Origin of the sequence: Tsukamurella ocularis (assembly GCF_965138335.1) — a bacterium.
Taxonomy (GTDB): Bacteria; Actinomycetota; Actinomycetes; order Mycobacteriales; family Mycobacteriaceae; genus Tsukamurella; species Tsukamurella ocularis_A.
Genome location: NZ_CBCSDV010000018.1, coordinates 41,075 through 67,823, shown reverse-complemented (window position 1 = coordinate 67,823; position 26,749 = coordinate 41,075). Strand labels below are relative to the sequence as shown.

General features: G+C 71.3%; 26 protein-coding genes. 20 read left to right on the top strand and 6 right to left on the bottom strand.

Annotated elements, in window-relative coordinates; translation table 11 throughout:
• The first annotated feature begins 74 nt into the window (after positions 1-74).
• The 3 genes from ACNAYW_RS16555 to ACNAYW_RS16545 all read left to right on the top strand — a co-directional run bounded on the left by ACNAYW_RS16555 (position 75) and on the right by ACNAYW_RS16545 (position 3,955).
• A complete protein-coding gene (locus ACNAYW_RS16555) occupies positions 75-2,060 on the top strand; it encodes a thioredoxin domain-containing protein (RefSeq protein WP_415850757.1) in 1,986 nt (661 codons plus the stop codon).
• A gap of 197 nt (positions 2,061-2,257) precedes the next feature.
• Positions 2,258-3,316 (top strand): 3-deoxy-7-phosphoheptulonate synthase, encoded by a 1,059-nt coding sequence (locus tag ACNAYW_RS16550; protein ID WP_415850756.1) that lies wholly within the window; start codon positions 2,258-2,260, stop codon positions 3,314-3,316.
• A gap of 102 nt (positions 3,317-3,418) precedes the next feature.
• Positions 3,419-3,955, top strand: a complete 537-nt coding sequence (locus tag ACNAYW_RS16545; protein WP_415850755.1) for a DinB family protein — start codon at positions 3,419-3,421, stop codon at positions 3,953-3,955.
• Here the strand turns inward: ACNAYW_RS16545 and ACNAYW_RS16540 are convergent.
• Positions 3,867-4,802, bottom strand: a complete 936-nt coding sequence (locus ACNAYW_RS16540) for a DMT family transporter (protein ID WP_415850754.1) — start codon at positions 4,800-4,802, stop codon at positions 3,867-3,869. The genes ACNAYW_RS16545 and ACNAYW_RS16540 overlap by 89 nt on opposite strands.
• A gap of 145 nt (positions 4,803-4,947) precedes the next feature.
• Here ACNAYW_RS16540 and ACNAYW_RS16535 point away from each other — a divergent pair, with 145 nt between their 5' ends.
• The 6 genes from ACNAYW_RS16535 to ACNAYW_RS16510 all read left to right on the top strand — a co-directional run bounded on the left by ACNAYW_RS16535 (position 4,948) and on the right by ACNAYW_RS16510 (position 10,504).
• Entirely contained in the window at positions 4,948-5,700 is a 753-nt protein-coding gene (locus ACNAYW_RS16535; RefSeq protein ID WP_415850753.1) for an SDR family NAD(P)-dependent oxidoreductase, read from the top strand.
• 90 nt (positions 5,701-5,790) lie between these two features.
• Positions 5,791-6,651: an ABC transporter permease gene (locus tag ACNAYW_RS16530; protein WP_415850752.1), complete on the top strand. Its 861-nt coding sequence runs from the start codon at positions 5,791-5,793 to the stop codon at positions 6,649-6,651.
• Positions 6,648-7,706, top strand: coding sequence for a taurine ABC transporter substrate-binding protein (locus tag ACNAYW_RS16525; RefSeq protein WP_415850751.1), 1,059 nt, complete (start codon positions 6,648-6,650; stop codon positions 7,704-7,706). Before ACNAYW_RS16530 ends, ACNAYW_RS16525 begins: the two co-directional genes overlap by 4 nt.
• Positions 7,703-8,488, top strand: coding sequence for an ABC transporter ATP-binding protein (locus ACNAYW_RS16520; RefSeq protein ID WP_415850750.1), 786 nt, complete (start codon positions 7,703-7,705; stop codon positions 8,486-8,488). The genes ACNAYW_RS16525 and ACNAYW_RS16520 overlap by 4 nt, the downstream gene beginning before the upstream one ends.
• A gap of 72 nt (positions 8,489-8,560) precedes the next feature.
• Positions 8,561-9,361 carry an isoprenyl transferase gene (locus tag ACNAYW_RS16515; RefSeq protein ID WP_415850802.1) on the top strand — a complete coding sequence of 267 codons (801 nt, stop codon included), beginning with the start codon at positions 8,561-8,563 and terminating at the stop codon, positions 9,359-9,361.
• Positions 9,362-9,508: 147 nt separating this feature from the next.
• The gene (locus ACNAYW_RS16510; protein ID WP_415850749.1) at positions 9,509-10,504 is read left to right on the top strand and encodes an oxygenase MpaB family protein; all 996 of its coding nucleotides are present in this window, start codon (positions 9,509-9,511) and stop codon (positions 10,502-10,504) included.
• Positions 10,505-10,533: 29 nt separating this feature from the next.
• Here the strand turns inward: ACNAYW_RS16510 and ACNAYW_RS16505 are convergent, their stop codons facing one another.
• Positions 10,534-11,142, bottom strand: coding sequence for a TetR/AcrR family transcriptional regulator (locus tag ACNAYW_RS16505; protein ID WP_415850748.1), 609 nt, complete (start codon positions 11,140-11,142; stop codon positions 10,534-10,536).
• 45 nt (positions 11,143-11,187) lie between these two features.
• Positions 11,188-12,123 (bottom strand): type I pantothenate kinase, encoded by a 936-nt coding sequence (gene coaA / locus ACNAYW_RS16500; protein WP_415850747.1) that lies wholly within the window; start codon positions 12,121-12,123, stop codon positions 11,188-11,190.
• A 33-nt stretch (positions 12,124-12,156) separates the two neighbouring features.
• Here coaA and ACNAYW_RS16495 point away from each other — a divergent pair, with 33 nt between their 5' ends.
• The 9 genes from ACNAYW_RS16495 (at position 12,157) to ACNAYW_RS16455 (ending at position 21,946) form a co-directional block, all read left to right on the top strand.
• Positions 12,157-13,368: a DUF885 domain-containing protein gene (locus tag ACNAYW_RS16495; protein WP_415850746.1), complete on the top strand. Its 1,212-nt coding sequence runs from the start codon at positions 12,157-12,159 to the stop codon at positions 13,366-13,368.
• Between the two features lie 9 nt (positions 13,369-13,377).
• Positions 13,378-14,676: a serine hydroxymethyltransferase gene (glyA, locus tag ACNAYW_RS16490; RefSeq protein ID WP_415850745.1), complete on the top strand. Its 1,299-nt coding sequence runs from the start codon at positions 13,378-13,380 to the stop codon at positions 14,674-14,676.
• Positions 14,677-14,786: 110 nt separating this feature from the next.
• On the top strand, positions 14,787-15,617 hold the full coding sequence (locus tag ACNAYW_RS16485; RefSeq protein ID WP_415850744.1) for an acyl-ACP desaturase: 831 nt from the start codon (positions 14,787-14,789) through the stop codon (positions 15,615-15,617).
• A gap of 281 nt (positions 15,618-15,898) precedes the next feature.
• The gene (locus ACNAYW_RS16480) at positions 15,899-17,176 is read left to right on the top strand and encodes a PhoH family protein (protein ID WP_415850801.1); all 1,278 of its coding nucleotides are present in this window, start codon (positions 15,899-15,901) and stop codon (positions 17,174-17,176) included.
• A gap of 147 nt (positions 17,177-17,323) precedes the next feature.
• Positions 17,324-17,674 carry a PadR family transcriptional regulator gene (locus tag ACNAYW_RS16475; RefSeq protein ID WP_415850743.1) on the top strand — a complete coding sequence of 117 codons (351 nt, stop codon included), beginning with the start codon at positions 17,324-17,326 and terminating at the stop codon, positions 17,672-17,674.
• Positions 17,671-18,999 (top strand): permease prefix domain 1-containing protein, encoded by a 1,329-nt coding sequence (locus tag ACNAYW_RS16470; protein ID WP_415850742.1) that lies wholly within the window; start codon positions 17,671-17,673, stop codon positions 18,997-18,999. Before ACNAYW_RS16475 ends, ACNAYW_RS16470 begins: the two co-directional genes overlap by 4 nt.
• A 129-nt stretch (positions 19,000-19,128) precedes the next feature.
• A complete protein-coding gene (locus ACNAYW_RS16465; protein WP_415850741.1) occupies positions 19,129-19,569 on the top strand; it encodes an anthrone oxygenase family protein in 441 nt (146 codons plus the stop codon).
• 79 nt (positions 19,570-19,648) lie between these two features.
• Positions 19,649-21,343 (top strand): fumarate hydratase, encoded by a 1,695-nt coding sequence (locus tag ACNAYW_RS16460; protein WP_415850740.1) that lies wholly within the window; start codon positions 19,649-19,651, stop codon positions 21,341-21,343.
• A gap of 96 nt (positions 21,344-21,439) precedes the next feature.
• On the top strand, positions 21,440-21,946 hold the full coding sequence (locus ACNAYW_RS16455) for a Uma2 family endonuclease (RefSeq protein WP_415850739.1): 507 nt from the start codon (positions 21,440-21,442) through the stop codon (positions 21,944-21,946).
• Between the two features lie 22 nt (positions 21,947-21,968).
• Here ACNAYW_RS16455 and ACNAYW_RS16450 read toward each other — a convergent pair whose 3' ends face one another.
• Both ACNAYW_RS16450 and ACNAYW_RS16445 read right to left on the bottom strand, forming a co-directional pair.
• A complete protein-coding gene (locus tag ACNAYW_RS16450) occupies positions 21,969-22,550 on the bottom strand; it encodes a class I SAM-dependent DNA methyltransferase (protein WP_415850738.1) in 582 nt (193 codons plus the stop codon).
• Positions 22,551-22,560: 10 nt separating this feature from the next.
• Complete coding sequence (locus tag ACNAYW_RS16445) at positions 22,561-24,090, bottom strand: serine/threonine-protein kinase (RefSeq protein ID WP_415850737.1); 1,530 nt, start codon at positions 24,088-24,090, stop codon at positions 22,561-22,563.
• Positions 24,091-24,284: 194 nt separating this feature from the next.
• Between ACNAYW_RS16445 and ACNAYW_RS16440 the strand changes: the two genes are divergently transcribed.
• Together ACNAYW_RS16440 and ACNAYW_RS16435 are read left to right on the top strand one after the other, a co-directional pair.
• The gene (locus tag ACNAYW_RS16440; protein ID WP_415850736.1) at positions 24,285-24,596 is read left to right on the top strand and encodes a hypothetical protein; all 312 of its coding nucleotides are present in this window, start codon (positions 24,285-24,287) and stop codon (positions 24,594-24,596) included.
• Between the two features lie 39 nt (positions 24,597-24,635).
• A complete protein-coding gene (locus ACNAYW_RS16435; protein ID WP_415850735.1) occupies positions 24,636-25,220 on the top strand; it encodes an NPCBM/NEW2 domain-containing protein in 585 nt (194 codons plus the stop codon).
• Between the two features lie 82 nt (positions 25,221-25,302).
• Here ACNAYW_RS16435 and ACNAYW_RS16430 read toward each other — a convergent pair whose 3' ends face one another.
• On the bottom strand, positions 25,303-26,721 hold the full coding sequence (locus ACNAYW_RS16430; RefSeq protein ID WP_415850734.1) for a class II fumarate hydratase: 1,419 nt from the start codon (positions 26,719-26,721) through the stop codon (positions 25,303-25,305).
• Positions 26,722-26,749 lie beyond the last annotated feature (28 nt).

Below are 26,749 nucleotides of genomic sequence, written 5' to 3'. Positions count from 1 at the left end.
CCGGACGGTAGTCGGCGCCGGTCGGGAGCGTCGAGCGCGCGGCCGGGGCCGGTGGTCTGAGGCAGGATGGGGACATGAACCGACTCGGCGCCGCCACCAGCCCGTACCTGCGCCAGCACGCCGACAACCCGGTGCACTGGCAGGAGTGGACCGAGGCCGCGCTGGCGGAAGCCGTCGAGCGCGACGTGCCGATCCTGCTGTCCATCGGCTACGCCGCGTGCCACTGGTGCCACGTCATGGCGCACGAGTCCTTCGAGAACGAGGCCATCGCGGCGCAGATGAACGCGGGCTTCGTGTGCATCAAGGTCGACCGCGAGGAGCGCCCCGACCTCGACGCGATCTACATGAACGCCACCGTCGCCATGACCGGGCAGGGCGGCTGGCCCATGACGTGCTTCCTCACCCCCGCCGGCGAGCCCTTCTACTGCGGCACCTACTACCCGCCCGAGCCGCGCGGCGGGCAGGCGAGCTTCCCGCAGCTCCTCGAGGCCATCACCGACACCTGGCGCGACCGCCGCGACGAGGTGGGACGGGTCTCGGGGCAGGTGGCCGCGCACCTGCGGCAGGCCTCGGCCGGCCTGCCCGACGGTGCCGCCCCCTCCGCGGAGGAGCTGGCCGGGGCGGTGCGCGCGATCTGCGCCGACGAGGACCCGTCGGGCGGTTTCGGCCGCGCGCCGAAGTTCCCGCCGTCGGCCACCGTCGAGGCCCTGCTGCGGCATCACGAGCGCACGGGCGACCCCGCGTCGTACGGCGTGGCGGTGCGCTGCGCCGAGGCGATGGCCCGCGGCGGCATCTACGACCAGCTCGCCGGCGGCTTCGCGCGCTACGCCGTGGACGCCGACTGGGTGGTGCCGCACTTCGAGAAGATGCTCTACGACAACGCGCTCCTGCTCCGCTTCTACGCGCACCTGGGCCGGCGCACGGGCTCGCCGCTCGCGCTCCGCGTGGCCGACGAGACCGTCGACTTCCTGATCCGCGACCTCGGCGTCGACGGCGGCGGGCTCGCCTCCTCGCTCGACGCGGATACCGTCGTCGACGGGCACGGCGTCGAGGGAGCCACCTACGTGTGGACGCCGGCGCAGCTCGTCGAGGTTCTCGGCGAGGCCGACGGCGCTTGGGCAGCCGAGGTTTTCGCAGTCACGCCGGGTGGCACCTTCGAGCACGGCGCCTCCGTGCTGCAGCTGCACGGCGAGCCCGACCCGGTGCGGCTCGCCGATGTGCGCCGCCGGCTCTACGACGCACGGGTCCTGCGCCCGCAGCCCGGCCGCGACGACAAGGTGGTCACCGTCTGGAACGGCCTCGCGATCACCGCGCTCGCCGAGGCGGGCCGCGTGGGCGAGGCCGAGGCGGTCGCGCGGTACGTCCTCGGAACCCATTGGGACGGTGCGCGACTGCGCCGCAGCTCGCTCGGCGGCGCGGTCGGCGAGGCCGACGGCATGCTGGAGGACTACGCCGCGCTCGTCACCGGGCTGCTCGCGCTGGTGCAGCGCACCCATGGCTCAGATGCGCCCGAGAATGATTGGGCCGCACCGGCGGCCGCGATCCTCGACGCCGCGATCGAACGCTTCGCCGACCCCGCGGCGGACGGGAGCTGGTACGACGCACCGTCGGACGGAGAAACGCTCCTGACTCGTCCCCGCGACCCCGCGGACGGCGCCACCCCCGCCGGCGCGAGCCTCATCGCGGAGGCGCTCACCTACGCCGAGGCCCTGCTGGGGGAGCGCTACGCCACGCTCGCCGCGGCGACGCGGGCCCGCTCGGGAGAGCTGATCCGGCGCGTCCCGCGCGGCGCCGGTCACCACCTCGCCATCGCCGAGCAGGCCGCGGCGGCGCTGCAGATCGCCGTCGCCGACGGTGCGGGCGTCGATGCCCTGGTGGCCGAGGCGCGCCGCCTCGCGCCCGGCGGCGCGGTCGTCATTGCCGGCGCCGAGGATTCGCATCCGCTGCTGGAGGAGCGCGGCCCCGTCGACGGCCGGGCGGCGGCGTACGTCTGCCACGGCACCGTCTGCTCCCTGCCGGTCACCGACGGTGAGACGCTCGCCACAGAGATCGCGCGGTAGCTGTGCTATGTTCAGCTCGTGGGTATGAACGCGTATTGGCGCTTTATCGAGGCTCCGGGTGGAGCCGTCGGTGATGCGCGCGTGCGCGGATAATCCCGACCGTACGAACCCGGAGCCCAAGGCAGCGAGATCACTCGCTGCCTTTTTCTATGGCACCGGGACTCCCGCCTGGTGTCGCCTACCAGGAAGAGATAGAGATGACCATCGAACTCGACACCCCGGCGTCCACCTCGAACCGGCGCGTGCGGGCGTTCCACGCGATCCCCTCGCCCGCGCAGCTGCGCGACGAGCTGCCGCTCGCACCCCGTCTGGCCGCCCAGGTCGAGGCCGACCGCGCCGCGGTCGCCGACGTCATCGCGGGCCGTGACCAGCGACTCCTCGTCGTGGTGGGGCCCTGCTCCGTGCACGACCCCGAGGCCGCGCTCGACTACGCCCGGCGGCTCAAGCCGATCGCCGACGAGCTGGCCGACGAGCTCCTCGTCGTGATGCGCGTGTACTTCGAGAAGCCGCGCACCACCGTCGGGTGGAAGGGCCTCATCAACGACCCCGGCATGGACGAGAGCTACGACGTGCCCCGCGGCCTGCGCACCGCGCGCCAGCTGCTCCTCGACATCCTGGAGATCGGTCTGCCCGTGGGCTGCGAGTTCCTCGAGCCGACGAGCCCGCAGTACATCGCCGACACCGTCGCCTGGGGCGCGATCGGCGCCCGCACCACCGAGTCGCAGGTGCACCGCCAGCTCGCCTCGGGGCTGTCGATGCCGATCGGCTTCAAGAACGCCACCGACGGGAACCTGCAGGTCGCGATCGACGGCGCCGTCTCCGCGGGCTCGCGTCACGTCTTCTTCGGCACCGACGACGACGGCGCGGCCGCCGTGGTGGAGACCGTCGGCAACGACAACTGCCACATCATCCTGCGCGGCGGCCGCGGCGGGCCGAACTTCGACGCCGCCACGGTCTCCGAGTCCGTGGGTGCGCTCGAGAAGGCCGGGCTGGCACCCTCGGTGATGGTGGACTGCTCGCACGCCAACTCGGGCAAGGACCACGTCCGGCAGGCCGAGGTCGCGCGGGAGATCGCCGGCCGCCTCGCGGCGGGCGAGAAGGGGATCTCCGGGGTCATGCTCGAGTCCTTCCTCGTCGCGGGCGCGCAGCAGCCCGGCCCCGGCCCGCTGGTCTACGGCCAGTCCGTCACCGACAAGTGCATGGACTTCGGCACCACCGACTCGGTGCTGCACGACCTGGCGGCCGCGCTGCGCTGAGTGGATCGGTTCACGATGTCGCGTTCTTCTGCGGTACGCGTGCGCAGGCGCACCTGTACCTCCGCAGAACCCGACATCGTGAGCCGCAGTAGATTCGTGGGCGTGGCGATCACACCGGACACCAAGGACTGGACGTGGGTCATCGAGCGGGCCTGCCCGGCCTGCGGATTCGACCCGTCGACGGTCCGCCGCGAGGACGTCGCCGATCGCATCGCGCGGTCGGCCGCCGGCTGGGACGCGGCGCTGGCGAGGACCGATGCGAGCATCAGGCTCGATGAGCGGACCTGGTCGGTGCTCGAGTACGGCTGCCACGTCCGCGACGTGCACCGCATCATGCGCGAGCGCCTCGAGCTGATGCTGGCGCAGGACGGCGCGGCCTTCGCGAACTGGGACCAGGACGTCACGGCCGTCGAGGACGCCTACGACGAGCAGGACCCGGGGACCGTCGCCGCCGAGCTGGCCCGCGAGGCCGCAGCCTTCGCCGCGGCCTATCGCGGCGTGGGGGCGGGCGACTGGGCGCAGACGGGCCTGCGCTCCAACGGCTCCGCGTTCACGATCGAGTCGTTCGCCGTCTACGCCCTGCACGACCTGGAACATCACCGCGTGGACGTGCGGCTGGATCCGCGGCCCGGCGGCTGAGGACGATTCCCGTGAGCACGACCAGCCCGCCCAGCGGCTGGTTCCACGCGGGCCGCTCACCGAGCACCGCGACGCCGAGGGCGACACCCACGACGGGCGTCAGGTAGGTCACGGACGCCGCCGCGGCCGCTCCCCAGGCCGCGACGATGTTCGTGTTCCACAGGTACGCCAGCCCCGTCCCGAAGGCGCCGAGTCCCAGCATCGCCAGCATCACCCGCGGCCCGCCCGCAGCGAGGGGCGGGTCGGTGACGAGCACCCAGGCGTCGATGGTCGCCGCGCCGATGCCCACCTGATACAGCGCGACCGACGGTGCGCGGAGCGCGAGCGGGGTCACGAACCGGCGCAGGTACACGAACGCGACCCCGTAGCTCGCGGTGGCTGCGAGACAGGCCAGCTGCCCGGCCACGGTGCCGGACCCGCCCGACGCCCACGGCGCCAGCACCACCAGTACCCCGGCGAAGCCCACGACGAGCCCCAGTGCCTGGTTGCGAGTCGGCCGCTCCGAACGCAGGGCGACGCAGGTCACCAGAACCGTCATCAGCGGGGTCGTGGCGTTGAGGATGCTCGCGAGGCCGGAGTCGATCCGCTGTTCCGCCCAGGCGAAGAGGGTGAAGGGGACGACGCACAGCGTGATCGCCACGACTGCGATGTGCGCGACGACCCGCGGTCGCCGGATGAGCGGTGCGCGCACGACGATCGCGACCACCGCGAGCGTGAGCGCGCCGATCGTCATGCGGGCGGCGGTGACCTGGGCGGGAGACAGCCCGGCGAGGCCTTCCTTGATGAACAGGAAGCTCGAGCCCCAGGCCACGGCCAGGCCGGCGAACTGCAACGGGATCGTGCGCATCCATCGATCCCATCTCGGCCGAGGCGCTGGGGCTGGCGGGAATCGGTCGGATCGTTCGCCCTCGGCCCGCCCTCAGCCCGACGGCTGCCCGGCGGCGACGATACGGTGAGGGTCCTTCCTCCCACGTCCCCGAACAGGAGCAGTCATGGCTGAAGTCGCCGTCGTCACCGGAGCGAGCAGCGGGATCGGGGCCGCCACGGCGCGGCACCTGGTGCGCGCGGGATTCGACGTGGTGATCGGGGCCCGCCGCGTCGACCGGCTGGAGGACCTCAAGGCCGACCTCGAGGCCCAGCACCCCGAGCGGATCGTCACCGCGCTGCCGCTCGACGTCTCCGACGTGGACTCGGTGAAGGCCTTCACCGACGCCATCGACAAGGTCGACGTGCTGGTGAACAACGCCGGCGGCGCGCTCGGCGTGGACCGCATCGAGACGGCGGACGAGGCCGACTGGTCGCGCATGTACGACATCAACGTGCTGTCGATCCTGCGCGTGACCCAGGCGCTGCTCCCGAAGCTGCGGAACTCGCCGGCCGCGAGCGTCGTCACGATCGGGTCCGTCGCCGCGCTCGAGGCCTACGAGACCGGCGCGGGCTACAACGCCGCCAAGTTCGGGGCCCGAGCGGTGACGCGCGTCCTGCGTCTCGAGCTCAAGGGCGAGCCAATCCGCGTCATCGAGATCGATCCCGGCCTGGTGGAGACCGAGTTCTCCGTGGTGCGCCTCGGGGGTGACCGGGCCGCCGCCGACAAGATCTACGAGGGCGTCGACAACCTCACCGCCGATGACATCGCCGACGCCGTGACCTGGACCGTCACCCGCCCGCCGCACGTGAACATCGACTCGATCCAGATCATGCCGAGGGATCAGGTGGCCGCGCGCAACGTGCACCGCCGCACGTAACGATCACCGCGATCGGAACGCTTACGCTGCGGGACGCGGCCTGACAGAGTTTCCTGTTCGTGTGCCCATTAGGGCGCCGGAGAGGAATTCATGGCCGGAGAGCCCCCGCTACTGAGGGTGAAGAACGCCGTCATCGAACCGCTGCCGCAGGCGGTCAGGTCGTGGCTCGTCCGCATCATCGCGCTGCTCGCCTTCGTCGCCGTCTGGTGGCTGGTGAGCGGGCTGCGGCTGATCGACGAGACCTTCCTGCCCACGCCGAAGGCCGTCTGGGACGCCGCGGTGCGCGCGAGCACCTGGCACCAGGTGGCGCCGGGCGTGCCGCGGGAGGTGCTCGGCGAGCAGAACTACTTCCTCTGGGAGCACCTGGTCGCCAGCCTGCAGCGGATCTTCGCGGGCGTCGGCGCCGCGATCATCATCGGCCCGCTCCTCGGCTTCGCCATGGGCACCTCGGCGACGATCAACACGATCATCGAGCCCTACCTGAACTTCCTGCGCGCGCTGCCGCCGCTGGGCTACATCGGCCTGCTCATCGTGTGGTTCGGCATCGGCGACACGTCGAAGATCTGGCTCCTGTTCCTCGCCGCCTTCCCGGCCATCGCGATCTCCACCGTCAACGGCGTGCAGGGGGTGAGCCAGGACCAGATCAACGCGGCCCGCGCGCTCGGTGCCAACCGGCTGCAGACCATCCGCGGCGTCATCGTCCCGGCCACCCTGCCCGAGGTGATCAACGGCATCCGCATCGCCGTCGGCTTCGCCTGGACCACCGTCGTCGCGGCGGAGCTCAACAACGGCATCCCCGGCGTCGGCGGCCTCGCGTACCTCGCCGGCCAGCAGCTCAACACCCCGCTGACCATCGCCTGCATCATCGTCATCGGCGTCACCGCGCTCCTGCTGGACTCGCTCATCAAGTGGATCGGCCTGCTGGCCGTCCCGTGGAAGGGGAAGGCATGAACCGCCTCCAGCGCCTCGCGCGCACGGCGCTCGTCGTCGGCACCGTCGGCCTGACCCTGACCGGCTGCATCGTCGAATCCGGCCGCGCGGAGCAGTCCCGCTCCATCGGCGGGACCACGGCGTGCCCCGTCGACCCGGACCCGACGGTGCGCGGCACCGTCCGGATCGGCTGGCAGGAGATCCCGAACGGCGACCTCGTGGTCAAGGACACCGGCCTGCTCCGGACCTGCCTGCCCAACGTCAACGTCGTGTGGAGCAAGTTCGCCTCCGGCGGCGACGTGATCCAGGCCTTCGGCGCCAACAGCCTCGACGTGGGCCTGCTCGGCAGCGCGCCCGCCGCGAAGGCGCTCAGCGCGCCGCTGAACATCGACATGAAGGTCATCTGGATCCAGGACCGGATCGGGGCCGCGGAGTCGCTGGTCGCGCGCGGCGACGGCATCAGAGGCGTCGCCGACCTCAAGGGCAAGCGGATCGCGGTGCCCTTCGCGTCCACCGCCCACTACAGCCTCCTGACCGCTCTGGAGAAGGCCGGCGTCACCGATGCGCAGGTCATCAACCTGGCGCCCGACGCCATCCGCGGTGCGTGGAACGGCGGACAGATCGACGCCACCTACATCTGGGAGCCCACCCTGAGCCAGCTCAAGGGGACCGTGCTGACCGACAGCGCGCAGGTCGCCGAGCAGGGCGCGCCCACCTACGACCTCGAGGGCGCGCGCAGCGACTTCGTGCGCGACAACCCCGCCTTCCTCAAGGTCTGGACCGCCGCGCAGGGCTGGGCCGCGAACCTGCTGAACACCGATCCGACCAAGGCCGCCGAGCACATCGCCGGCCAGCTCGGCGTCCCCGTCGAACAGGTACTCACACAGGTCAAGGGCTACGCGTACTTCGACGCGAAGACCCAGGCCGGCCCCGATCACCTCGGCGGCCAACTCGGCGCCGACATCCGCCGGACCGCCGAGTTCCTGCTCCAGCAGGGGCAGGTGCAGGGCGTGGCCCCGGCGCAGCACTACACCGAGGGCGTCTACGCCGCGGCCGCACAGGGGGGTACGAAGTGACCGGCACGGAACGCGTCGAGCTGACGGGGCTCGGCAAGACCTACGACACCGCGAGCGGGCAGACCGTCGCGCTGCAGCCGACGGACCTGACGATCGAGCCGGGCGAGTTCGTCTCCATCGTCGGGCCGTCGGGCTGCGGCAAGACGACGCTGCTGCGGCTCATCGCCGGCTTCGAGGAACCCACGGAGGGCGTCGTCGAGGTGGGCGGCGCGCGGGTGACGGCACCGTCGGCCGACCGGGGCGTGGTCTTCCAGGCCCCCACCCTGTACCCGTGGCTGACGGTGCGCGGCAACGTCGAGTTCGGGCCCAAGGTGAGCGGGGTGGGCAAGGCCGAGCGACGGGAGCAGGCGCAGAAGCTGCTCGACCTCGTGGGTCTCGGCGACTTCGGCGACAAGCGGCCCTACGAGCTGTCGGGCGGCATGCAGCAGCGCGCGCAGATCGCCCGCGTGCTCGTCAACGATCCCGCGATCGTGCTCATGGACGAGCCCTACGGCGCGCTCGACGCCCTGACCCGCGAGCGGCTGCAGGTGGACCTGCTCAAGCTCTGGCGGGAGGCCGGCAAGACCATCGTCTTCATCACGCACTCCGTGGAGGAGGCCGTCTTCCTGAGCACGCGCGTGCTGGTGATGAGCGCCCGCCCCGGACGCGTGGTGATCGACCGGAAGGTGGAGCTGCCGGGGGACGGACCGGACACGGTGCGCGACCCGTCGGTGACCGGTACGCCCGAGTTCCAGGCCCTGCGAGCGGAGCTCGCCGCCGCGATCTACGCAGCGCACGGCTGAACCTCAGCGGGGGCACAGCTCGCGCGGCGTAGTGTTGCCACCGTGGTGAGTGCCCCCAAACTGCCCGTGTCGCTGCCCACCGGGCCGGCCCGCAAGCTCTTCTCGCCGGCCTACGCGCTCTACGAGCGCAGGCTGGTGGGCGAGCTCACCAACGCGTACCGCGACGGCGCGCAGCGTCCGCGGCACGTGGCGGTGCTCTGCGACGGCAATCGACGCTGGGCCCGGGCCGCCGGGTTCAGCGACGTCAGTCACGGCTATCGCATGGGCGCGAAGAAGATCGCCGAGATGCTCGAGTGGTGCGACGAGGCGGGGATCGAGCTCGCGACGATCTACCTGCTGTCCACGGAGAACCTGCAGCGCGATCCCGACGAGCTCGCGGCGCTGCTGGAGATCATCACCGACGTGGTGGAGGAGATCTCCGGGCCGGACAAGAACTGGTCGGTGAAGATCGTCGGCGCGATGGACCTGCTCCCGCCGGACGCCGCGCGCCGGCTCACCGCCGCCGCCGAGGGCACCACGGGCCGCACGGGCACGCACGTCAACGTGGCGGTCGGGTACGGGGGCCGCAAGGAGATCGTCGACGCCGTGCAGTCCCTGCTGCGCAGTGAGCTCGCCGACGGGATGTCGGGGCAGGAGCTGGTGGACGCGGTCACCGTCGAGGGGATCGACCAGCACCTGTACACCAAGGGGCAGCCCGACCCCGACCTCGTGATCCGCACGTCGGGGGAGCAGCGGCTCTCCGGCTTCCTGCTGTGGCAGAGCGCGTACAGCGAGATCTGGTTCACGGAGGCCTATTGGCCCGAGTTCCGCCGGGTCGACTTCCTGCGCGCGCTGCGCGATTACGCCGCGCGGCACCGTCGTTTCGGCGCGTAGCTCGCATCTGCCCCTCGTCTGACCTGCGCCGACCGGCAGAGCGAGTGGCCGAGTGAGCGGCGCCGGCGACATTCCTATCACTGAACCCTGGTGACGCGCACCACAGCCTGATACGATTTCATCAATAGTCGTAACAGGGAGGTTCGAATGACGGAACTCGCAGAGCGCGCATCGACGGCGGCGCCGGAACGCTACGGGCCCGCATCGCGGTTCATCGACCCGCTGGGGCTCGGCGCCACCGCGGCCGGGCAATGGGCGTTCCTGCCCATCAACGGCGCCGCGTTCGTGATGCAGCTGATGCATCCCGTGATCGGCGACATCGTCGGGGAGTTCAGCGTGGCGTACACCGACCCGGTGGGGCGGGCGATCCGGTCGATGGACTCCGTGCAGCGCTGGTACTTCGGCGAGGACGCGGCGATCGAGGAGGGCTATCGGCTGCGCGCCCAGCACCAGCCGCTCCAGATGCGCAACGCGGAGGGCAGGCACATCAGTGCCCTGGACCCCGAGGCCTACGCCTGGGTGATCGGCACCGGTGTTCTGACCGGGCTCGACTCGCTGCCGCGCTCGCTGGGGCGACGCCTCACCGCGGCGGAGGTCGACGAGCTGTTTGTGGAGTCGAAGAAGATCGCCGATATCGTCCAGGTGCCCGACGGGCGGATCCCGTGGGAGCCCGCCGCGTTCGAGCGGTACGTCGACGGCATGCTGCCGAAGCTGATCGCGCACCCGGGTGCGGTGCGCTTCCTCGAGGACTTCGCGCACGGCAATCCGCCGCTGCCGCCCGAGGCGGGCCCCTTCCTGCGCGCCGTCGAGCCGCTGCTCAGGCCCGCGGGGATGACGGTCAACCGGGCCGTCTACCTGCTCACCGTCGGGGTGCTGCGGCCCGAGGTGCGCGAGATCCTGGGCGTGGGCTGGAACCGGCGCGAGGAGATGGGCTACCGCGCGGCGACCGCCGCGATCCGGCAGGCGTACAAGGTGATCCCGGAGCGCGTGGGCTACACGCCGCTCGCGTACCACGCCCGCGGCCGGGCCCGCGCGCTGCGCGCCATGCAGCGTCGCGACCTGCCCGATTTCACGGCCTTCCGGCGCGAGCGCACGCCCGCCCAGCTCGCGCAGGCGCCCGCCGCGCGGTGCCCGTTCGGCTGAGCCGGGCGACCGGGCTCACTGCACCGGTATCACTGCACCAGGGGGACGAGCGCGGTGCGCGCGTAGGCGCGCGCGGCGTCGTCGTCCTCGAGATCGAACGGGGCGGGGGAGACGACGAAGCACGCCGTGGTGAGCCGGACGAGAGCGTCGGCGCGGACGTCGGCCGCATCGCCCGGCATCGTCCCCGCCTCCTGCTCCCGCACGATCATGCCGCGGATGAATCCGATGCCGTGCCGCACCGTGTCGAGGCGCTCGTCGGCGAACAACTCCGCCCGCTCCCGCGGATCGGACGGCAGCAGCCCGCGGCCCGCACGACAGCACAGCACGAAGACCTCCTGGATCCGCGTGGGGATGTCGGGCGTCGTCGCGACCACCTCGGCCGTCTGCGTGAACAACCGGCCCAGGCTCCACGCCAGTGCGGCCGCCAGGATGTCGTCCTTGGAGCCGAGCCTGCGGAACAGCGTCATCCGGCTCATCCCCGCGTCGGCGGCGATCTTCTCCACCGTCGTGCGGCGGGTGCCCTCCCGGCTGAGAACGCGCAGCGCGGCCCGGTAGACGTGGGCGTCGGCATCGTCGACGTCCGTGTGCGCGCCCGCCTGCAGGAGGAGTTCGGGCAGCGTTGCTCCGGGCCGGGTCATGGCATCCGATCCTAGGCCCGACGGTGCGCGGCCGGGCCCGGTCCGTCAGAGCTTGCGCAGGCGCACCCGGTTGATGGAGTGATCGGAGTCCTTGCGCAGCACCAGCGTCGCGCGCGGGCGGGTGGGCAGGATGTTCTGCACCAGGTTGGGGCGGTTGATGCCCGCCCAGATGCCCTCGGCGCGGTCGCGCGCCTCGACGTCGGAGAGCCCGGCGTAGTGGTGGAAGTGCGAAGCAGGATCGGCGAAGGACGTGGTCCGCATCGAGAGGAACCGGTCGACGTACCAGCGCTCGATGTCCTCGATCCGCGCGTCCACGTAGACGGAGAAGTCGAAGAGGTCGGAGACCATGAGGCGCGGCCCGGTCTGCAGCACGTTGAGCCCCTCGACGATGAGGATGTCGGGCCGGCGGACGTGGATGAACTCGCCGGGCACGATGTCGTAGAGCTGGTGCGAGTACATCGGCGCGGTCGCGTCCTCGGCGCCCGACTTCACCGTGGTGACGAAGCGCAGCAGCGACCGGCGGTCGTACGACTCGGGGAAGCCCTTGCGGTGCATGATGCCCCGCCGCTCCAGTTCCGCGGTCGGATGCAGGAAGCCGTCGGTGGTCACCAGGTCGACCCGGGGATGCGAGTCCCACCGGGCGAGCAGCGCCTGCAGGACGCGGGCCGTGGTCGACTTGCCGACCGCCACCGAGCCCGCGACGCCGATCACGAAGGGGACCTGCGCGTTGTGCCGCTGCTCGCCGAGGAACGTGGCGGTCGCGGCGTAGAGCCGCTGCCGGGCGGCCACCTGCAGGTGGATGAGGCGGGAGACCGGGAGGTAGACCTCGGCGACCTCGGCCAGGTCGATCTGCTCGCCGAGGCCCCGGAGGTCGGACAGATCCGCCTCGGTCAGCGACAGCGGCGTCGACTGCCGGAGCTCGCGCCACTGAGCGCGGTCGAGCTCGATGTACGGGCTCGGTTCGCTCACCGGACGAGGCACCCCGCGTCAGACATGCCCTCTAGTCTGGCACGCATGGAGGAGCTGAGCGTCACCGACCGTTACCTGCGGCTCGGCCTGCGGTTCGACCGCATCGAACCCGGATTCGTGGATGCCTACTTCGGCGACCCGGCGCACCGTCGGGCGGTGGAGGCGGAGGACGCGCCCGAACCGGCCCGGCTCGCCGCCGACGCGCGGGCCCTGCTGCGGGACGTCGAGGCCGACGCCGCGCTGACGCCGCAGCGGCGGGAGTTCCTGGCCGGGCACGTCGCGGCGCTCGAGTGCTCCGCCCGGAAGTTCGACGGTGCGCCGATCGGCTTCGTCGACGAGGTGAAGGCCTACTTCGACGTGGACATCGCCATGGGCGAGACCGCCGACTACGAGGCGGCGCACGCCGAGCTCGACGAGCTGCTGCCCGGAGCGGGCCCGCTGCAGCCCCGCATGCAGGCCCAGCGCGACCGTTTCCTGGTGCCCGCCGAGCGGGTCCCCGAGGTCGTCGACGCGCTCGCCGGGGCCCTGCGCGACGTCGTGCGCGCGCGGTACCCCCTGCCCGACGCGGAGACCGTGCGGTTCGAGATCGAGCACGACAAGCCCTGGTCCGGCTTCAACTACTACCTCGGCGACTACACCTCGCGCGTCGCGGTGAACGGCGACCTGCCGCAGTACCTCTCGGGGCTGCCGCACCTCATCGCGCACGAGGCCTACCCAGGCCACCACACCGAGCACTGCCGCAAGGAGCAGCTGCTCGTGGCGGGGGAGAACCAGCCGGAACAGACCATCTTCCTGGTCAACACCCCGCAGTGCCTGATGGCGGAGGGGCTGGCCGACCACGCGCTCGGTGCCGCGATCGGCCCGGGCTGGGGCCGCTGGGCGCAGGAGATCTACGCCGATCTCGGCCTGTCCTTCGACGGTGAGCTCGCCGAGCGGATCGCGGCGGCCTCGTCGGGCCTGCTGCACGTACGGCAGGACGCCGCGCTGCTCCTGCACGACCGGCACGCGAGCGAGGACGAGGTGGCCGCCTACCTGCAGCGCTGGGGCCTCATGGCCGAGCGCAGCGCACGGCAGTCGCTGCGGTTCGTCGGCTCGCCGCTGTGGCGGGCCTACATCTCCACCTACGTCGAGGGCTACGCGCTGCTCGGCACGTGGCTCGATCGCGCCGATCGCGGGCCCGCGCGGCTGGACCGCTTCGGAAGGCTGCTCGACGAGCCCCTCACCCCGTCTGCGCTGCGGCGGGAGCTCGCGGCTTAGGATGAGCGCATGAGCGATTCCAGCGTGAACTCCGCGTCCCTGGCCGAACTCGATCCCGAGGTCGCGGCCGCCATGAACGGCGAGCTCGCGCGGCAGCGCGACACGCTGGAGATGATCGCCTCGGAGAACTTCGTGCCGCGCGCCGTGCTGCAGGCGCAGGGGTCCGTGCTCACCAACAAGTACGCCGAGGGTTACCCCGGCCGCCGCTACTACGGCGGCTGCGAGTACGTCGACGTGGTGGAGGACCTCGCCCGCAACCGGGCCAAGGAGCTCTTCGGCGCCGACTTCGCGAACGTCCAGCCGCATTCCGGCGCGCAGGCCAACGCGGCCGTGCTGCAGGCCCTCATGGAGCCGGGCGAGACCCTCATGGGCCTCGACCTGGCGCACGGCGGCCACCTCACGCACGGCATGCGCCTGAACTTCTCGGGCAAGCTCTACGAGAACGTCTTCTACGGCGTCTCCAAGGAGGACCACCAGGTCGACATGGACGAGGTGCGCAAGATCGCCCTCGACACCAAGCCCAAGGTGATCGTCGCCGGCTGGTCCGCGTACCCGCGCCAGCTCGACTTCGCCGCCTTCCGCTCCATCGCCGACGAGGTGGGCGCCCACCTCTGGGTCGATATGGCCCACTTCGCGGGCCTCGTCGCCGCGGGCCTGCACCCGAGCCCCGTCCCGCACGCCGACGTGGTGTCGAGCACCGTGCACAAGACCCTCGGCGGCCCCCGCTCCGGCATCATCCTGGCGAAGCAGGAGTGGGCCAAGAAGCTCAACTCCGCGGTCTTCCCCGGCCAGCAGGGCGGCCCGCTCATGCACGTGATCGCGGCCAAGGCCGTCGCGCTCAAGGTCGCGGGCACGGAGGAGTTCCGTGAGAAGCAGCAGCGCACGCTCGACGGTGCCAAGATCCTCGCCGAGCGCCTGAACGGCAAGGACGTGGCCGACGCCGGCGTCACCGTGCTCACCGGCGGCACCGACGTGCACCTCGTGCTCGTCGACCTGCGCAACAGCGACCTCGACGGCCAGCAGGCCGAGGACCTCCTCCACGAGGTCGGCATCACCGTCAACCGCAACGCCGTGCCCTTCGACCCGCGCCCGCCGATGGTCACCTCGGGCCTGCGGATCGGCACCGCCGCCCTGGCCAGCCGCGGCTTCGGCGAGAAGGAGTTCACCGAGGTCGCCGACATCATCGGCACCGCCCTCGCGCAGGGCAAGGCCGCCGACACCGCCGCGCTGCGCGCCCGCGTCTCCGCGCTGGCGCTCGAGGTCCCGCTGTACGAGGGCCTCGAGGACTGGGGCCTGCTCTCGCGCTGACCGACCGCGACGTCGGACTGACGGCGATCGCGCCCGGCGTGGTCGAGGTCGCCAGGGGTCGTCGTGACCGTGGTTTGAAGGCCGGGTGGGCGCTGCCTTACAGTGTCCGGGTGACTTCCAGCACTTCAGAGGACGACCTGACGCTCGCCATCGACAAGGCGCTGCCGGACATCCGCGCGGCTTACGTCGAGGCCGGCGACGCCTGGCAGCCGCACGACTACATCCCGTGGGACGACGGCCGCAACTACGCCTTCCTCGGCGGCGAGGACTTCGTTCCGGCCGACGTCAAGGTCGACGCCGTGGTCAGCAACGGCCTGGTCCTCGGCCTGCTGACCAAGGACCACCTGCCGTCCTTCCACCGCCTGCTGGCGCAGCACCACCTCATCGAGTCGGACTGGGGCAAGTTCGTCGGCCACTGGACCGCCGAGGAGAACCGCCACGGCATCGCGCTGCGCGACCACGTCGTGGTCAGCCGCACCTGCGACGTCCAGCAGCTGGAGATGTGGCGCCTGGAGGCCGTGACCCGCGGCTACCGCCAGTACGAGGGCACCCGGGACGAGATCCACATCGCCGAGCAGATCGCCATGGTGATCGTCCACGAGGCGCTCTCCGCCGACTACTTCGACCGCCTCGCCGACTACGCCGAGAACGCCGAGGGCACGCCGGCCGGCCTGGTCACCACCCTTCGCAAGGTCGCGAACGACGACCGCGTGCAGCAGCAGTACTGGACCGAGCTGCTCACCGTCGCGCTCGACGTCAACGAGGGCCATGTCAAGGAGGCCCTGCTCGGCCAGGCGCGGCTCGCGTCGCCGATCGGCGCCGAGACCGCCGACGGCCTCGACGAGGCCCGCCGCGTCGTCACCGAGGCCGGCATCAGCTCGCCCGAGCGGGACCGCGAGATCCTCAACGGGCTCCTCGCGACGTGGGGCCTCGCGCTCTAACTCGTCACGAACTGTTAACGAACGCGCCGCCCCGGGTCCCGTCCGGGCGGCGCGTTCGGCGTTAGTTTGGCGGTGACGGATTGCGGGGAAGCAGTTCGTCCCGGGAGGTTCCAACCGTGACTCGACTCATCGTCGCGAGAGGGCCGGCCCCGGTCCTCGTCGTCGGGGCGTAGACCGCGCACCGAGACGTTTGGACCGGCCGGCCGCAGCTACACGCTTGCGTGGGCGCCGCGCAGGCTAGGAGCGTCACCGTGTCTTTCCGTGAGACCCCCCGCACGTACGTGCTCGACACCTCCGTCCTGCTGTCCGATCCCTGGGCCATCACCCGCTTCGCCGAGCACGACGTCGTGCTCCCGCTCGTGGTGATCAGCGAACTCGAGGGCAAGCGTCACCACGCCGAGCTCGGCTGGTTCGCCCGCGAGTCCCTGCGCATGCTCGACGACATGCGGCTCGAGCACGGCCGCCTCGACCAGCCGATTCCCACGCCGGGCGGAGGCACGGTGCAGGTGGAGCTCAACCACATCGATCCGACGGTGCTGCCGGTCGGCTTCCGCACGGAGACCAACGACTCCCGCATCCTCGCGTGCGCGCTGAACCTGCGCGCTGAGGGCCGCGACGTGGTGCTGGTCTCGAAGGACATCCCGCTGCGGGTCAAGGCCGGCGCCGTGGGCCTGCCCGCCGACGAGTACCGGGCGCAGGACGTGGTGACGTCCGGCTGGACCGGCATGGAGGAGCTGGAGGTCTCCCGCGAGGTGATCGATGCGCTGTTCGCGGGCGGCGTCGTCGATCACGACGCGGCGCGGGAGCTGCCGTGCAACACCGGCGTTCGGCTGCTGGGCGGCACGTCGAGCGCGCTGGGCCGGGTGACCGCGGAGAAGCAGCTGCAGCTGGTGCGCGGCGACCGCGAGGCGTTCGGGCTGCACGGCCGCAGCGCCGAGCAGCGCGTCGCGCTGGATCTGCTTCTCGACGAGTCGGTGGGCATCGTCTCCCTCGGCGGCAAGGCCGGCACCGGAAAGTCGGCGCTGGCCCTGTGCGCGGGCCTCGAGGCGGTGCTGGAGAAGCGCACGCAGCGCAAGGTCGTCGTCTTCCGACCGCTGTACGCCGTGGGCGGCCAGGACCTGGGCTACCTGCCCGGTTCCGAGAACGAGAAGATGGGGCCGTGGGCGCAGGCGGTCTACGACACCCTCGACGGGCTCGCCTCGCCCGAGGTGATGGACGAGGTGATGTCGCGCGGGATGCTCGAAGTGCTGCCGCTCACGCACATCCGCGGCCGCTCGCTGCACGACTCGTTCGTCATCGTCGACGAGGCGCAATCCCTGGAGCGCAACGTGCTGCTCACGGTCCTCTCGCGCCTCGGCTCAGGCTCGCGGGTGGTGCTCACACACGACGTCGCGCAGCGCGACAACCTGCGCGTCGGCCGCCACGACGGTGTCGCCGCCGTGATCGAGAAGCTCAAGGGGCACCCGCTGTTCGCGCACGTCACGCTCACCCGGTCCGAGCGCTCGCCCATCGCCGCGCTGGTCACCGAGATGCTGGAGGAGTTCGCCCCCGGCGCGTGAGCCGGTTCCGAAACCGGCCTCCTGCGCGACCACGATGGACATGCTTCGCCGTGCGCTCCCGGGAGGTCGGTTTCGAAACGGACCCCGTTGCCATACCTAGGACCGCAAGGTATATCTATACCTAATGGTTCTAGGTATGGAGGCCGGATGCACATCGACAAGGACCTGGTCGCCGCGTCGGCGACCCCGCTGGTGCTGAGCATCCTCAGCCGCGGCGACAGCTACGGGTACGCGATCCTCACGCGCATCCGCGAGCTCTCGGGCGGGCGTCTCGACTGGTCGGACGGGATGCTCTATCCGCTCCTGCACCGGCTCGAACGCTTCGGGCAGGTGGAATCGCGGTGGGAGGTCGCCGATACGGGGCGTAAGCGCAAGCACTACGCCATCACGCCGGCGGGGCGGGAGGCGCTCGCCGACCGTCGGGACCAGTGGCGCGTCGTCAGCGCCGCCCTCGACGGCCTGTGGGCCGACGGCGCACCGCAGCCGGGACTCGCATGACCGGCCCGGTCGACACGCAGATCCGGCAGTGGCGCGGCTACCTGGAGGGCCGGCGTCGGATGCGCGCCGAGGAGGTCGACGAGCTGGAGTCGCACCTGCGCGAGTCGATCGCCGATCTCGAGGCGCGCGGCCTCGACGGCGACGAGTCCTTCCTCGTGGCGGTCAAGCGGATGGGCGCGGCCGACGCGGTGGCCCACGAGTTCGCCCGCGAACACTCCGATCGGCTGTGGAAGCAGCTCGTGCTCGGCGGCGGCCAGAACGAGACCGGGCGGCGCGGTGAGTTGCCCGTGGTGCTCGCGTTGGGCGCCGGAGCGGGACTGGCGCTGCTGGCGGTGCTGCACCTGCTGGGCGACGCGTCGCCGCGGTTCGTCGGCTTCGCGGTCGCGCCGTTCCTCGTCGCCTACTTCGCGTGGAAGCGGGCGATGCCGGTGCGGGCCGCGGCTGCGGTGCTCGGTGGGTTCGCGGTGATGGCGGGGGTGCTCGCGGCGTACCCGTTCGCGTCGGGCGGCTCCACCGAGGTGCTGGCCGTGGTCGCGGCGCCGGTGGTGCTGTGGTTCGGCGTCGGCGTCGCCTACACGGGCGGCGCGTGGCGCTCGGCGCCCCGGCGCATGGACTTCGTCCGATTCACGGGCGAGTTCGTCATCTACTTCCTGCTCATCGCCCTCGGCGGCGGCGCGATCACGGGGCTGACCATCGCCGCACTCGGCGCCGTCGGGCTGGACGCGGAGTCGCCGGTCACCGAGTGGGCGCTGCCGGTGTGCGTCGGCGGCGCCGTGCTGGTCGCCGCGTGGCTGGTGGAGGCCAAGCAGGAGGTGATCGAGAACATCGCGCCGGTCCTGACCAGGATCTTCACTCCCATCACGCTGGTCATGCTCGTCGTGGTGCTGGGCGCCTTCGCCTCCCGGCCCGGCCTGATCGGCGCCGACCGTGACCTGCTGGTGCTCATGACGGTGGTGCTCGTGCTCGTCGTCGGACTGCTGTTGTACGCGGTCTCCGCCCGCGATCCGCGCCGCCGCCCCGACGTCTTCGACCGGCTGCAGGTGGCGCTCGTGGTCGCGGCGATCGCCGTGGACCTCGTGGTGCTCGTCGCGATGATCACCCGGACCGCGGAGTTCGGCACGTCGCCGAACAAGGCCGCCGTGCTGGGGCTGAATCTGATCCTGCTGGTGATCCTCGCGGGCGCGGCGTGGCGCGGGCTCGGATTCGTCCGGGGGAGCAGGGACTTCGCCGCGATCGAGCGTTGGCAGACGAGCACGCTGCCCGCCTACGCGGCGTGGGCCGCGGTCGTCGCCCTCGCCCTCCCGCCGCTCTTCGGCTTCCGCTGACGGATTCGGCCGCCCCGCTCCCGACTTAACAGCGTTAGCCCGGAGATCCACCTGCGGATTCTTCTGGGCTAACGCTGCTAAGTCACGGAGTGGGGGTCTGACGGTGCCGCGGGCGGGAATGCTGGGGGCATGACGATCCCCGCGCTCCTCGGCGCCGCCGCCCTGCTCAACGCGATCCTGGCAGGCTTCTACTTCGCCTACGCCACGGTGATCACCGGGCAGCGCGCCGCCGCCGGCGCCGAGGCGATGATCCGGATGAACGCGGCGGTGGAGCGGCCGCCGTTCATCGCGCTGTTCCTCCTGGCGCCCGTGGTGGCGGTGGTCTCCGCCGGCTGGCTGCTGGTGGCCGACGGTGCGCGTGCGGCCGGGGTCGCCGCGCTGGTGGCGGCGGTCTGTGCCGTCGCCGCGTGCGTCTCGACGATGGCGGTGAACGTGCCGCTCAACCAGCGGCTCGGGGCCGGCGCCGTCGACTGGGCGGAGTACGCGCGCACCTGGGGCGCTTGGAATGTGGGCCGCGCGTGGCTGTGCGCGGCCGCCGCGGCGGGGCTGGGCGCGGCGGCGCTGGCGTGAGGCGCACCGTCGGGCATGGTTCCCGCAGGTAGGGCAACCTAACCCGGACCGGCCGAACCGGGAGGAATACCCTCGATACGTGACTTCGAACAGCCCCGAATTCATCTATTCCGACCTGCTGCCCATCGGTCCCGACTCGACGCCGTACCGGCTCGTGACGGCCGAGGGCGTCGAGACCTTGGAGGTCGACGGGCAGAAGTTCCTCAAGGTCGCGCCCGAGGCGCTGCAGCAGCTGACCGCGGAGGCGATGCACGACATCAGCCACTACCTGCGGCCCGCGCACCTGCAGCAGCTGCGGAAGATCATCGACGATCCCGAGGCGTCGGGCAACGACCGCTTCGTGGCGCTCGACCTGCTCAAGAACGTCAACATCTCCGCCGGCGGCGTGCTGCCGATGTGCCAGGACACCGGCACCGCCATCGTCATGGGCAAGAAGTCCGAGGGCGTGCTCACGGGCGTCGACGACGGCGAGTGGGTCTCCCGCGGCGTCTACGACGCGTACACCAAGCTCAACCTGCGGTACTCGCAGAACGCGCCGATCACCATGTACGAGGAGAAGAACACCGGCACCAACCTGCCGGCGCAGGTGGAGATCTACGCCACCGAGCAGGGGCCGAAGGGGCCGGAGTACAAGTTCCTGTTCATGGCCAAGGGCGGCGGCTCGGCCAACAAGTCCTTCCTGTTCCAGGAGACGAAGGCGATCCTCAACCCGGACCGCATCCTGACGTTCCTCGACGAGAAGATCCGCTCGCTCGGCACCGCGGCCTGCCCGCCGTACCACCTCGCGATCGTCATCGGCGGCACGTCGGCCGAGTTCGCGCTCAAGACTGCCAAGTACGCCTCGGCGCACTACCTCGACGAGCTGCCCGAGACCGGTTCCATCGCGGCACACGGGTTCCGGGACAAGGAACTGGAGGAGAAGGTCTTCGAGCTGACCCAGTCCTTCGGCATCGGCGCGCAGTTCGGCGGCAAGTACTTCTGCCACGACGTGCGCGTGGTGCGCCTGCCGCGGCACGGCGCCTCGCTGCCCGTCGCGATCGCCGTCTCCTGCTCCGCGGATCGCCAGGCGCTCGGCAAGATCACGGCCGACGGTGTCTTCCTGGAGCAGTTGGAGACCGACCCCGCGCAGTACATGCCGGATGCCGGTGTCGCCGAGGACATCGAGGGCGGCGCCGTCGTGGAGATCGACCTGAACCGGCCGATGCCCGAGGTCCTCGCCGAGCTGTCGAAGTATCCGGTCAAGACCCGGCTGTCGCTGACCGGCCCGCTGGTGGTGGCCCGCGACATCGCGCACGCCAAGATCAAGGAGCTGCTGGACTCGGGGCAGCCCATGCCGCAGTACCTCAAGGATCACCCGGTCTACTACGCCGGCCCGGCGAAGACGCCGGAGGGCATGGCGTCCGGCTCCTTCGGCCCCACGACGGCGGGCCGCATGGACAGCTACGTCGACCAGTTCCAGGCGGCCGGCGGCTCGATGATCATGTTGGCCAAGGGCAATCGGTCCAAGCAGGTCACCCAGGCCTGCAACGAGCACGGCGGCTTCTACCTGGGCTCCATCGGCGGCCCCGCCGCGCGCCTCGCCCTCGACTGCATCAAGTCGCAGGAGGTCATCGAGTACCCCGAGCTCGGCATGGAGGCGGTGTGGAAGATCGACGTCGAGAACTTCCCCGCCTTCATCGTGGTCGACGACAAGGGCAACGACTTCTTCACCGACCCGTCGGGTGAGGTGGCCCTGCCGCTCAGCGGGATCCGGGTGCGCTCGAAGGAGCGGTAGCCCTTCCCACTGTTGCCTGTGGACAACGCACTTGGGTGAGCGGTCCGCGCGGCCTACACTCGCGACATGACTGCCGCAGCTCGTCGTCGCGATCTCATGTCGCTCGACGATTGGCGTGCCTTGGGGGAGGACGCGTCGCAGCGGTACGAGGTTCAGGAGGGGGTCCTGATCGTGTCACCGCGACCGCGCCAGCGGCACCAGAACGTGATGCTCGCACTCGGTAGCCGATTGCTGCAGCAACGGCCCGCGGGCGTGCGCGTGACGCCTGAACCCGACGTGATCATCGACGCGCGCACTCCGGTCACCGTGCGTGTCCCTGACCTCGTGATCTGTCGCGGCGACGAGGAGGAGATCCTCACTGCTCAGGACGTTCTCGTCGCCATCGAGATCCTGTCGCCCGGTACGCGCCGTGTCGATCTCGTGATGAAGCGCAGCGAGTACGCGGACGCGGGGATCGAGCACTACTGGATCCTCGACGTCGATGAGAAGCGCATGGAGGTACTGACGCTCGTCGACGGTGCCTACTCCGGCGAATGGGTCGGGGGCGTGTTCTCGACCTCGACGCCGTTCGACGTCACGATCGATCTGGACACTCTCAGCTGAGGGGGTGCCCGCTGGTCCCGGCTCAGGCGGGGCGGAGAACGGTGACGGCGAAGTCGGCGCCGTCGTGCCAGGGCTTGACGTCCCACGTCGCCAGGCGCAGATCGGTGCGCAGGCCGGCCTCGGCGGCGTGGGCGTCCAACCGGTCGGGGCTCAGGCCGCGGTTGGTGTGGAAGCCGACGATCGCGAAGCCGTCGTCCTTGAGGTGCCGACGGAAGTTCCGCAGCACCGTCGTCTCCGTGCCCTCGGCCACGAAGACCAGCACGTTCCCCGCGCACACGATGGCGTCGAAGGTGCCGTCGAGGTCCAGCTGAGCGAGGTCCTGCACCAGCCACCGCGGCCCGGGGTGATCCTGTTCCGCGGCCGCGATCAGGACCGGGTCGACGTCCACACCGGTCACGTCGTGGCCGACCGAGTGCAGGTAGCCGCCGAGCCTGCCCGGCCCGCAGCCCGCGTCGAGGATCCGGGAGTTCCGCCCCACCATCGCGTCCACGAGTCGCGCCTCACCGGCGAGGTCCGCACCCTCGCGCGCCATCGTGCGGAACCGCTCGACGTACCACTCGCTGTGGCCTTCCTTGGTGTCCGTGAACCAGCGCGGCGTACTCATGGTGTCCAAGTTACCCGCAGGGATTCGTGCTGATCGCGACGCCGTTGCGGAGGGTGCGCACGTAGGTCTGGTTCCTGTGTTGCACCGCGTAACAGGCCGCGCTCACATTCGTTCCGTAGTCGATGTACGGCGTGTAGAACCGCTCGCCGTTCACGTCGACCGAATTGATCGAGTTGCAATTGAGAGTGCCGCTGTAGAAGTACTGCGCGGTGGGCTCAGCGGTGAGTCGTTCGCCGATGAGTGCGCGCAACGACGGGTTCGACTCCTCGATGGAGACGAGCACGAGGATGTACCGGCCGTCGCACGCGGGCGTGCTCACCGGCTTGGCGAGCCCGAGGTCCGACGAAGGTCGCACGGGCGAGGCGGTCACCGTCGCAGTCGGCTGGACTGTCACCGTCGGTGGTGCGGCGGCGGTCGTGGCGACTCCTGCCGCCGGGGACACCGCAGTGCCCGTTGGGGAATCGGTTGCTGCAGCGGGAGTTCCGGACCGATCGGGGCGGGTGAGGACGACCGTTCCGGCGACAGAGGCGCCCACGAGTACCGCCGCCGCGGTGACGGCCGGGAGAACCCAACGTCGGCGTGGTCCACCCGGCGTCGTCGATTCTGCGGCGCTCTGAGCCGGAGGTGTCGGCAGCGGCGTGGGGGAGGGCGCGATCATGGTGGTGTCGTACCGACGATCCGGGGAGGCCGGTCTGATCATCGTGGGGTCACCCGAGCCGGCGGCCGATGCCGACAGTTCGGCGGCGAACTGTCCCGCCGTCGCGGGGCGGTCATGCGGGGCGCGCGCCATCCCCCGTGCGAGGACCGCGTCGATGGTCGGAGGCAGATCGGGACGGGCCGAGAGCGCCGACGGGACCTGGGCCTCGAGTGCGGCGGCGACCACGGCCGCGGGGCTACTGCGGTCGAACGGCCGGAGTCCCGTGAGCAGCGCGTACGTGGTGGCGGCCAGGGAGTAGATGTCGGCCGCGGGGCCGACCGGCTCGCCTCGGAGTTGCTCCGGTGCCGCATAGGCGACGGAGCCGATGGTCGTCCCCGTCGCCGTGAGGTCCGACGTGTCGCCGGCGGCGCGGGCTATCCCGAAATCCGATAGGAGCGCTCGGGACCCGTCGAGAAGTACATTGGCGGGCTTCACGTCGCGGTGGAGCACGCCTCGGCGATGGGCGTAGTCCAGCGCGGACGCCGTATCGCTGATGATGGCCGCGACGTCGGCGAGTGGCAGACCATGTGGACTCGAACGCAGGCGTTCCGCCGCATCGACCCCGTCGATGTACGGCATCGACAGCCACAGCCGCCCGTCGTCGTCGCCGCGGTCGAGTACGCCGACGATGTTCGGGTGATTCAGCCCCGCGGCGAGGTCGGCTTCGCGGAGGAACCTGAGCCGGAATGCCTCGTCGGAAGCGAGATGCGGAGGCAACACCTTGATCGCGTCCTGCCGGGGCAGTCGCGGGTGCTGCGCGAGATAGACCTCGCCCATGCCGCCCGCTCCGAGCCGACGCACGACCGTGTAGCCGGCGAAGACCTCACCCTGTTCCAGTGCCATGCTGACCTCCCCGCGAAGAACCTACCGCGAGCCGACCGCCGTCGGCACGAGGAATCACCTCGAGAACCGTCGGCCTCGGTTGCCAGTGGATTCGGCGGTGCCGACCTGCGATTCGTGCACCGAAACCGCTGGCAATCGCACCGTGCGACGCGAGACACAGGTCTACTACGCGACGTAGTGGGTAGGGTCGGGGCATGACGAACATCATCGACCGGATCGGCACCGCGCCGATCGCTGCGGCGGGACTCGTGGGCGGCTACTACGTGGCGCGCGAGACGGGGATCCGGCCGCTCGGCGGCGTCGTGCTCGCCGCGGCGGGCGCCGCGGCTGCGCAGGGCTGGAACGCGAAGGCGGGCCCGGGCACGGCCGCCGCGCTCGGGGCGGTCTACCTCGGCGGATTCGGCGCCTCGCACCCGCTGGCGAAGAAGATCGGGGCGTGGCCGTCGGTGCTGGGCGTCGCGGCGGTGGCCGCGGGCGCCTCGTACTTCCTCGCCGACCGTCGCTGACTGCGGCCGCCGACGGCCGCCAGGGGCTACCCTTCTCCTGTGAGATGGAGAACAAGTTTCACTTCGGCGATCTGCGCGGTCGCGGGCGCGGTGGCGGTCGCCGGCTGCGGCGGACCGGCGGCATCGTCGAGCGACGACCGCAGCGGTGGGCACAGCGCCGAGGCGAAGCGGGCGTCGGTGGTCGAGGCGACGCCGGTGAGCGCCACGCCGACGGGGACGCCGCTCTACGCGCGCCTGGCCGCCTCCAGCGCCGTCGGCGATACCGGCCAGCCCCTCACCGCGACGCTGGCGGGCGCCACCTACCGCAGTGCGACCGGCGTGTGGATCGGGTGCGAGGGCACCGCCTCGACGGCCGTCTACCGGCTCGGCGGCGAGTTCGCCAAGCTCACCGGCGTGCTGGGCCTCCAGCCCCACACACCGGCGGACCTGCGGGTCCGCGTCTCGGTCATCGTCGACGGGCGGACCGAGCTGGCCGCCACCCTCTCGCGCGACGGCCGGCCGCAGAACCTCGCCATCCCGCTCGACGGGGCCCGGTCGGTGACGGTCTCGGCCCTCGCGACCGACGGTGAGTGCGCGCCCGCCGCGGCGCCCTACGGCGCCATCGGCGCCGCCAGCCTCACCTGATCGGCCGCCCGGCCCGGTCGCCGGCCCGCCCGGCCCGGCCGCCGGCCCGCGTGACGCGAGCGCGCGGCCGCGCGAGCAGGCCTCACCGTTCCCGGTCGACGTTGGCCATGGCCAGCACGTCCAGCCGGCGATCCAGCTCCTCCAGGGTCAGCGACTCGCCGATCAGCCCGCGGTCGATGACCGTCTGCCGGATGGTCTTGCCCTCCCGCAGCGCCTGCTTCGCGACGGCGGCGGCCTCCTCGTAGCCGATCAGCGAGTTGAGCGGCGTCACGATGGACGGCGACGATGCGGCCAGCGTCTGCAGCCGGTCCTCGTGGGCCAGCAGGCCGCGGATGCAGCGGTCCGCGAACAGCCGCGAGACGTTGGACAGCAACATGATCGACTCGAGCACGTTGCGCGCCATCATCGGGATGTAGACGTTGAGTTCGAAGGCGCCGTTGCCGCCGCCCCAGGCCACCGCGGCGTCGTTGCCGATCACCTGCGCGGCCACCTGCGTCACCGCCTCGGGCAGCACCGGGTTCACCTTGCCGGGCATGATGGAGCTGCCGGGCTGCAGGTCCGGCAGGGCGATCTCGCCGAGGCCGGTGAGTGGGCCGGAGCCCATCCAGCGCACGTCGTTGGCGATCTTGGTGAGCGAGATCGCGATCGTGCGCAGCGCGCCCGAGAGCTCGACCAGTCCGTCGCGCGCCGCCTGCGCCTCGAAGTTGTCCTTCGCCAGGCGGATGTCCTCGACCCCGGTGAGCCGCACCAGCTCGGCCACGACGAGCGAGCCGAACCGCTCCGGCGCGTTGAGACCCGTGCCCACGGCGGTGCCGCCGATGGGGACCTCGCCGACGCGGGGGAGCGTCGCCCGGACCCGCTCGACGCCGGCCTCCACCTGGCGCGCGTACCCGCCGAACTCCTGGCCCAGCGTCACGGGCACCGCGTCCATGAGGTGCGTGCGGCCGGACTTCACCACCGAGCGCCACTCCGCGGATTTGCCGGCGAGGGCCGCCTGCAGGTGCTCCAGCGCGGGGATCAGCGTGGTCACGGCCGCCTCGGTGGCCGCGACGTGCGTCGCCGTGGGGAACGTGTCGTTCGACGACTGCGACATGTTCACGTCGTCGTTGGGGTGCACTTGCACACCGGCACGCGCGGCGAGGGAGGCGATCACCTCGTTGGCGTTCATGTTGGAACTGGTGCCCGAACCGGTCTGGAAGACGTCGATGGGGAACTGGTCGTCGTGCCGCCCGTCGGCGATCTCCTGCGCGGCGGCGATGATCGCCGCCGCCTTCTCCGGCGCCAGCAGCCCGAGGTCCTGGTTCACCTGCGCCGCGGCCGCCTTCAGCAGCCCCATGGCGCGGATCTGGGCGCGCTCGAGCGGGCGGAAGCTGATCGGGAAGTTCTCGACGGCGCGCTGGGTCTGCGCCCGCCACAGGGCGTCCACCGGCACCCGGACCTCGCCCATGGTGTCGTGCTCGATGCGGTACTCGGTCTCCGGGGTGTCAGCGTTGTTAGCCATACCTCAGAAACGTACTCGGGCCCCGGAA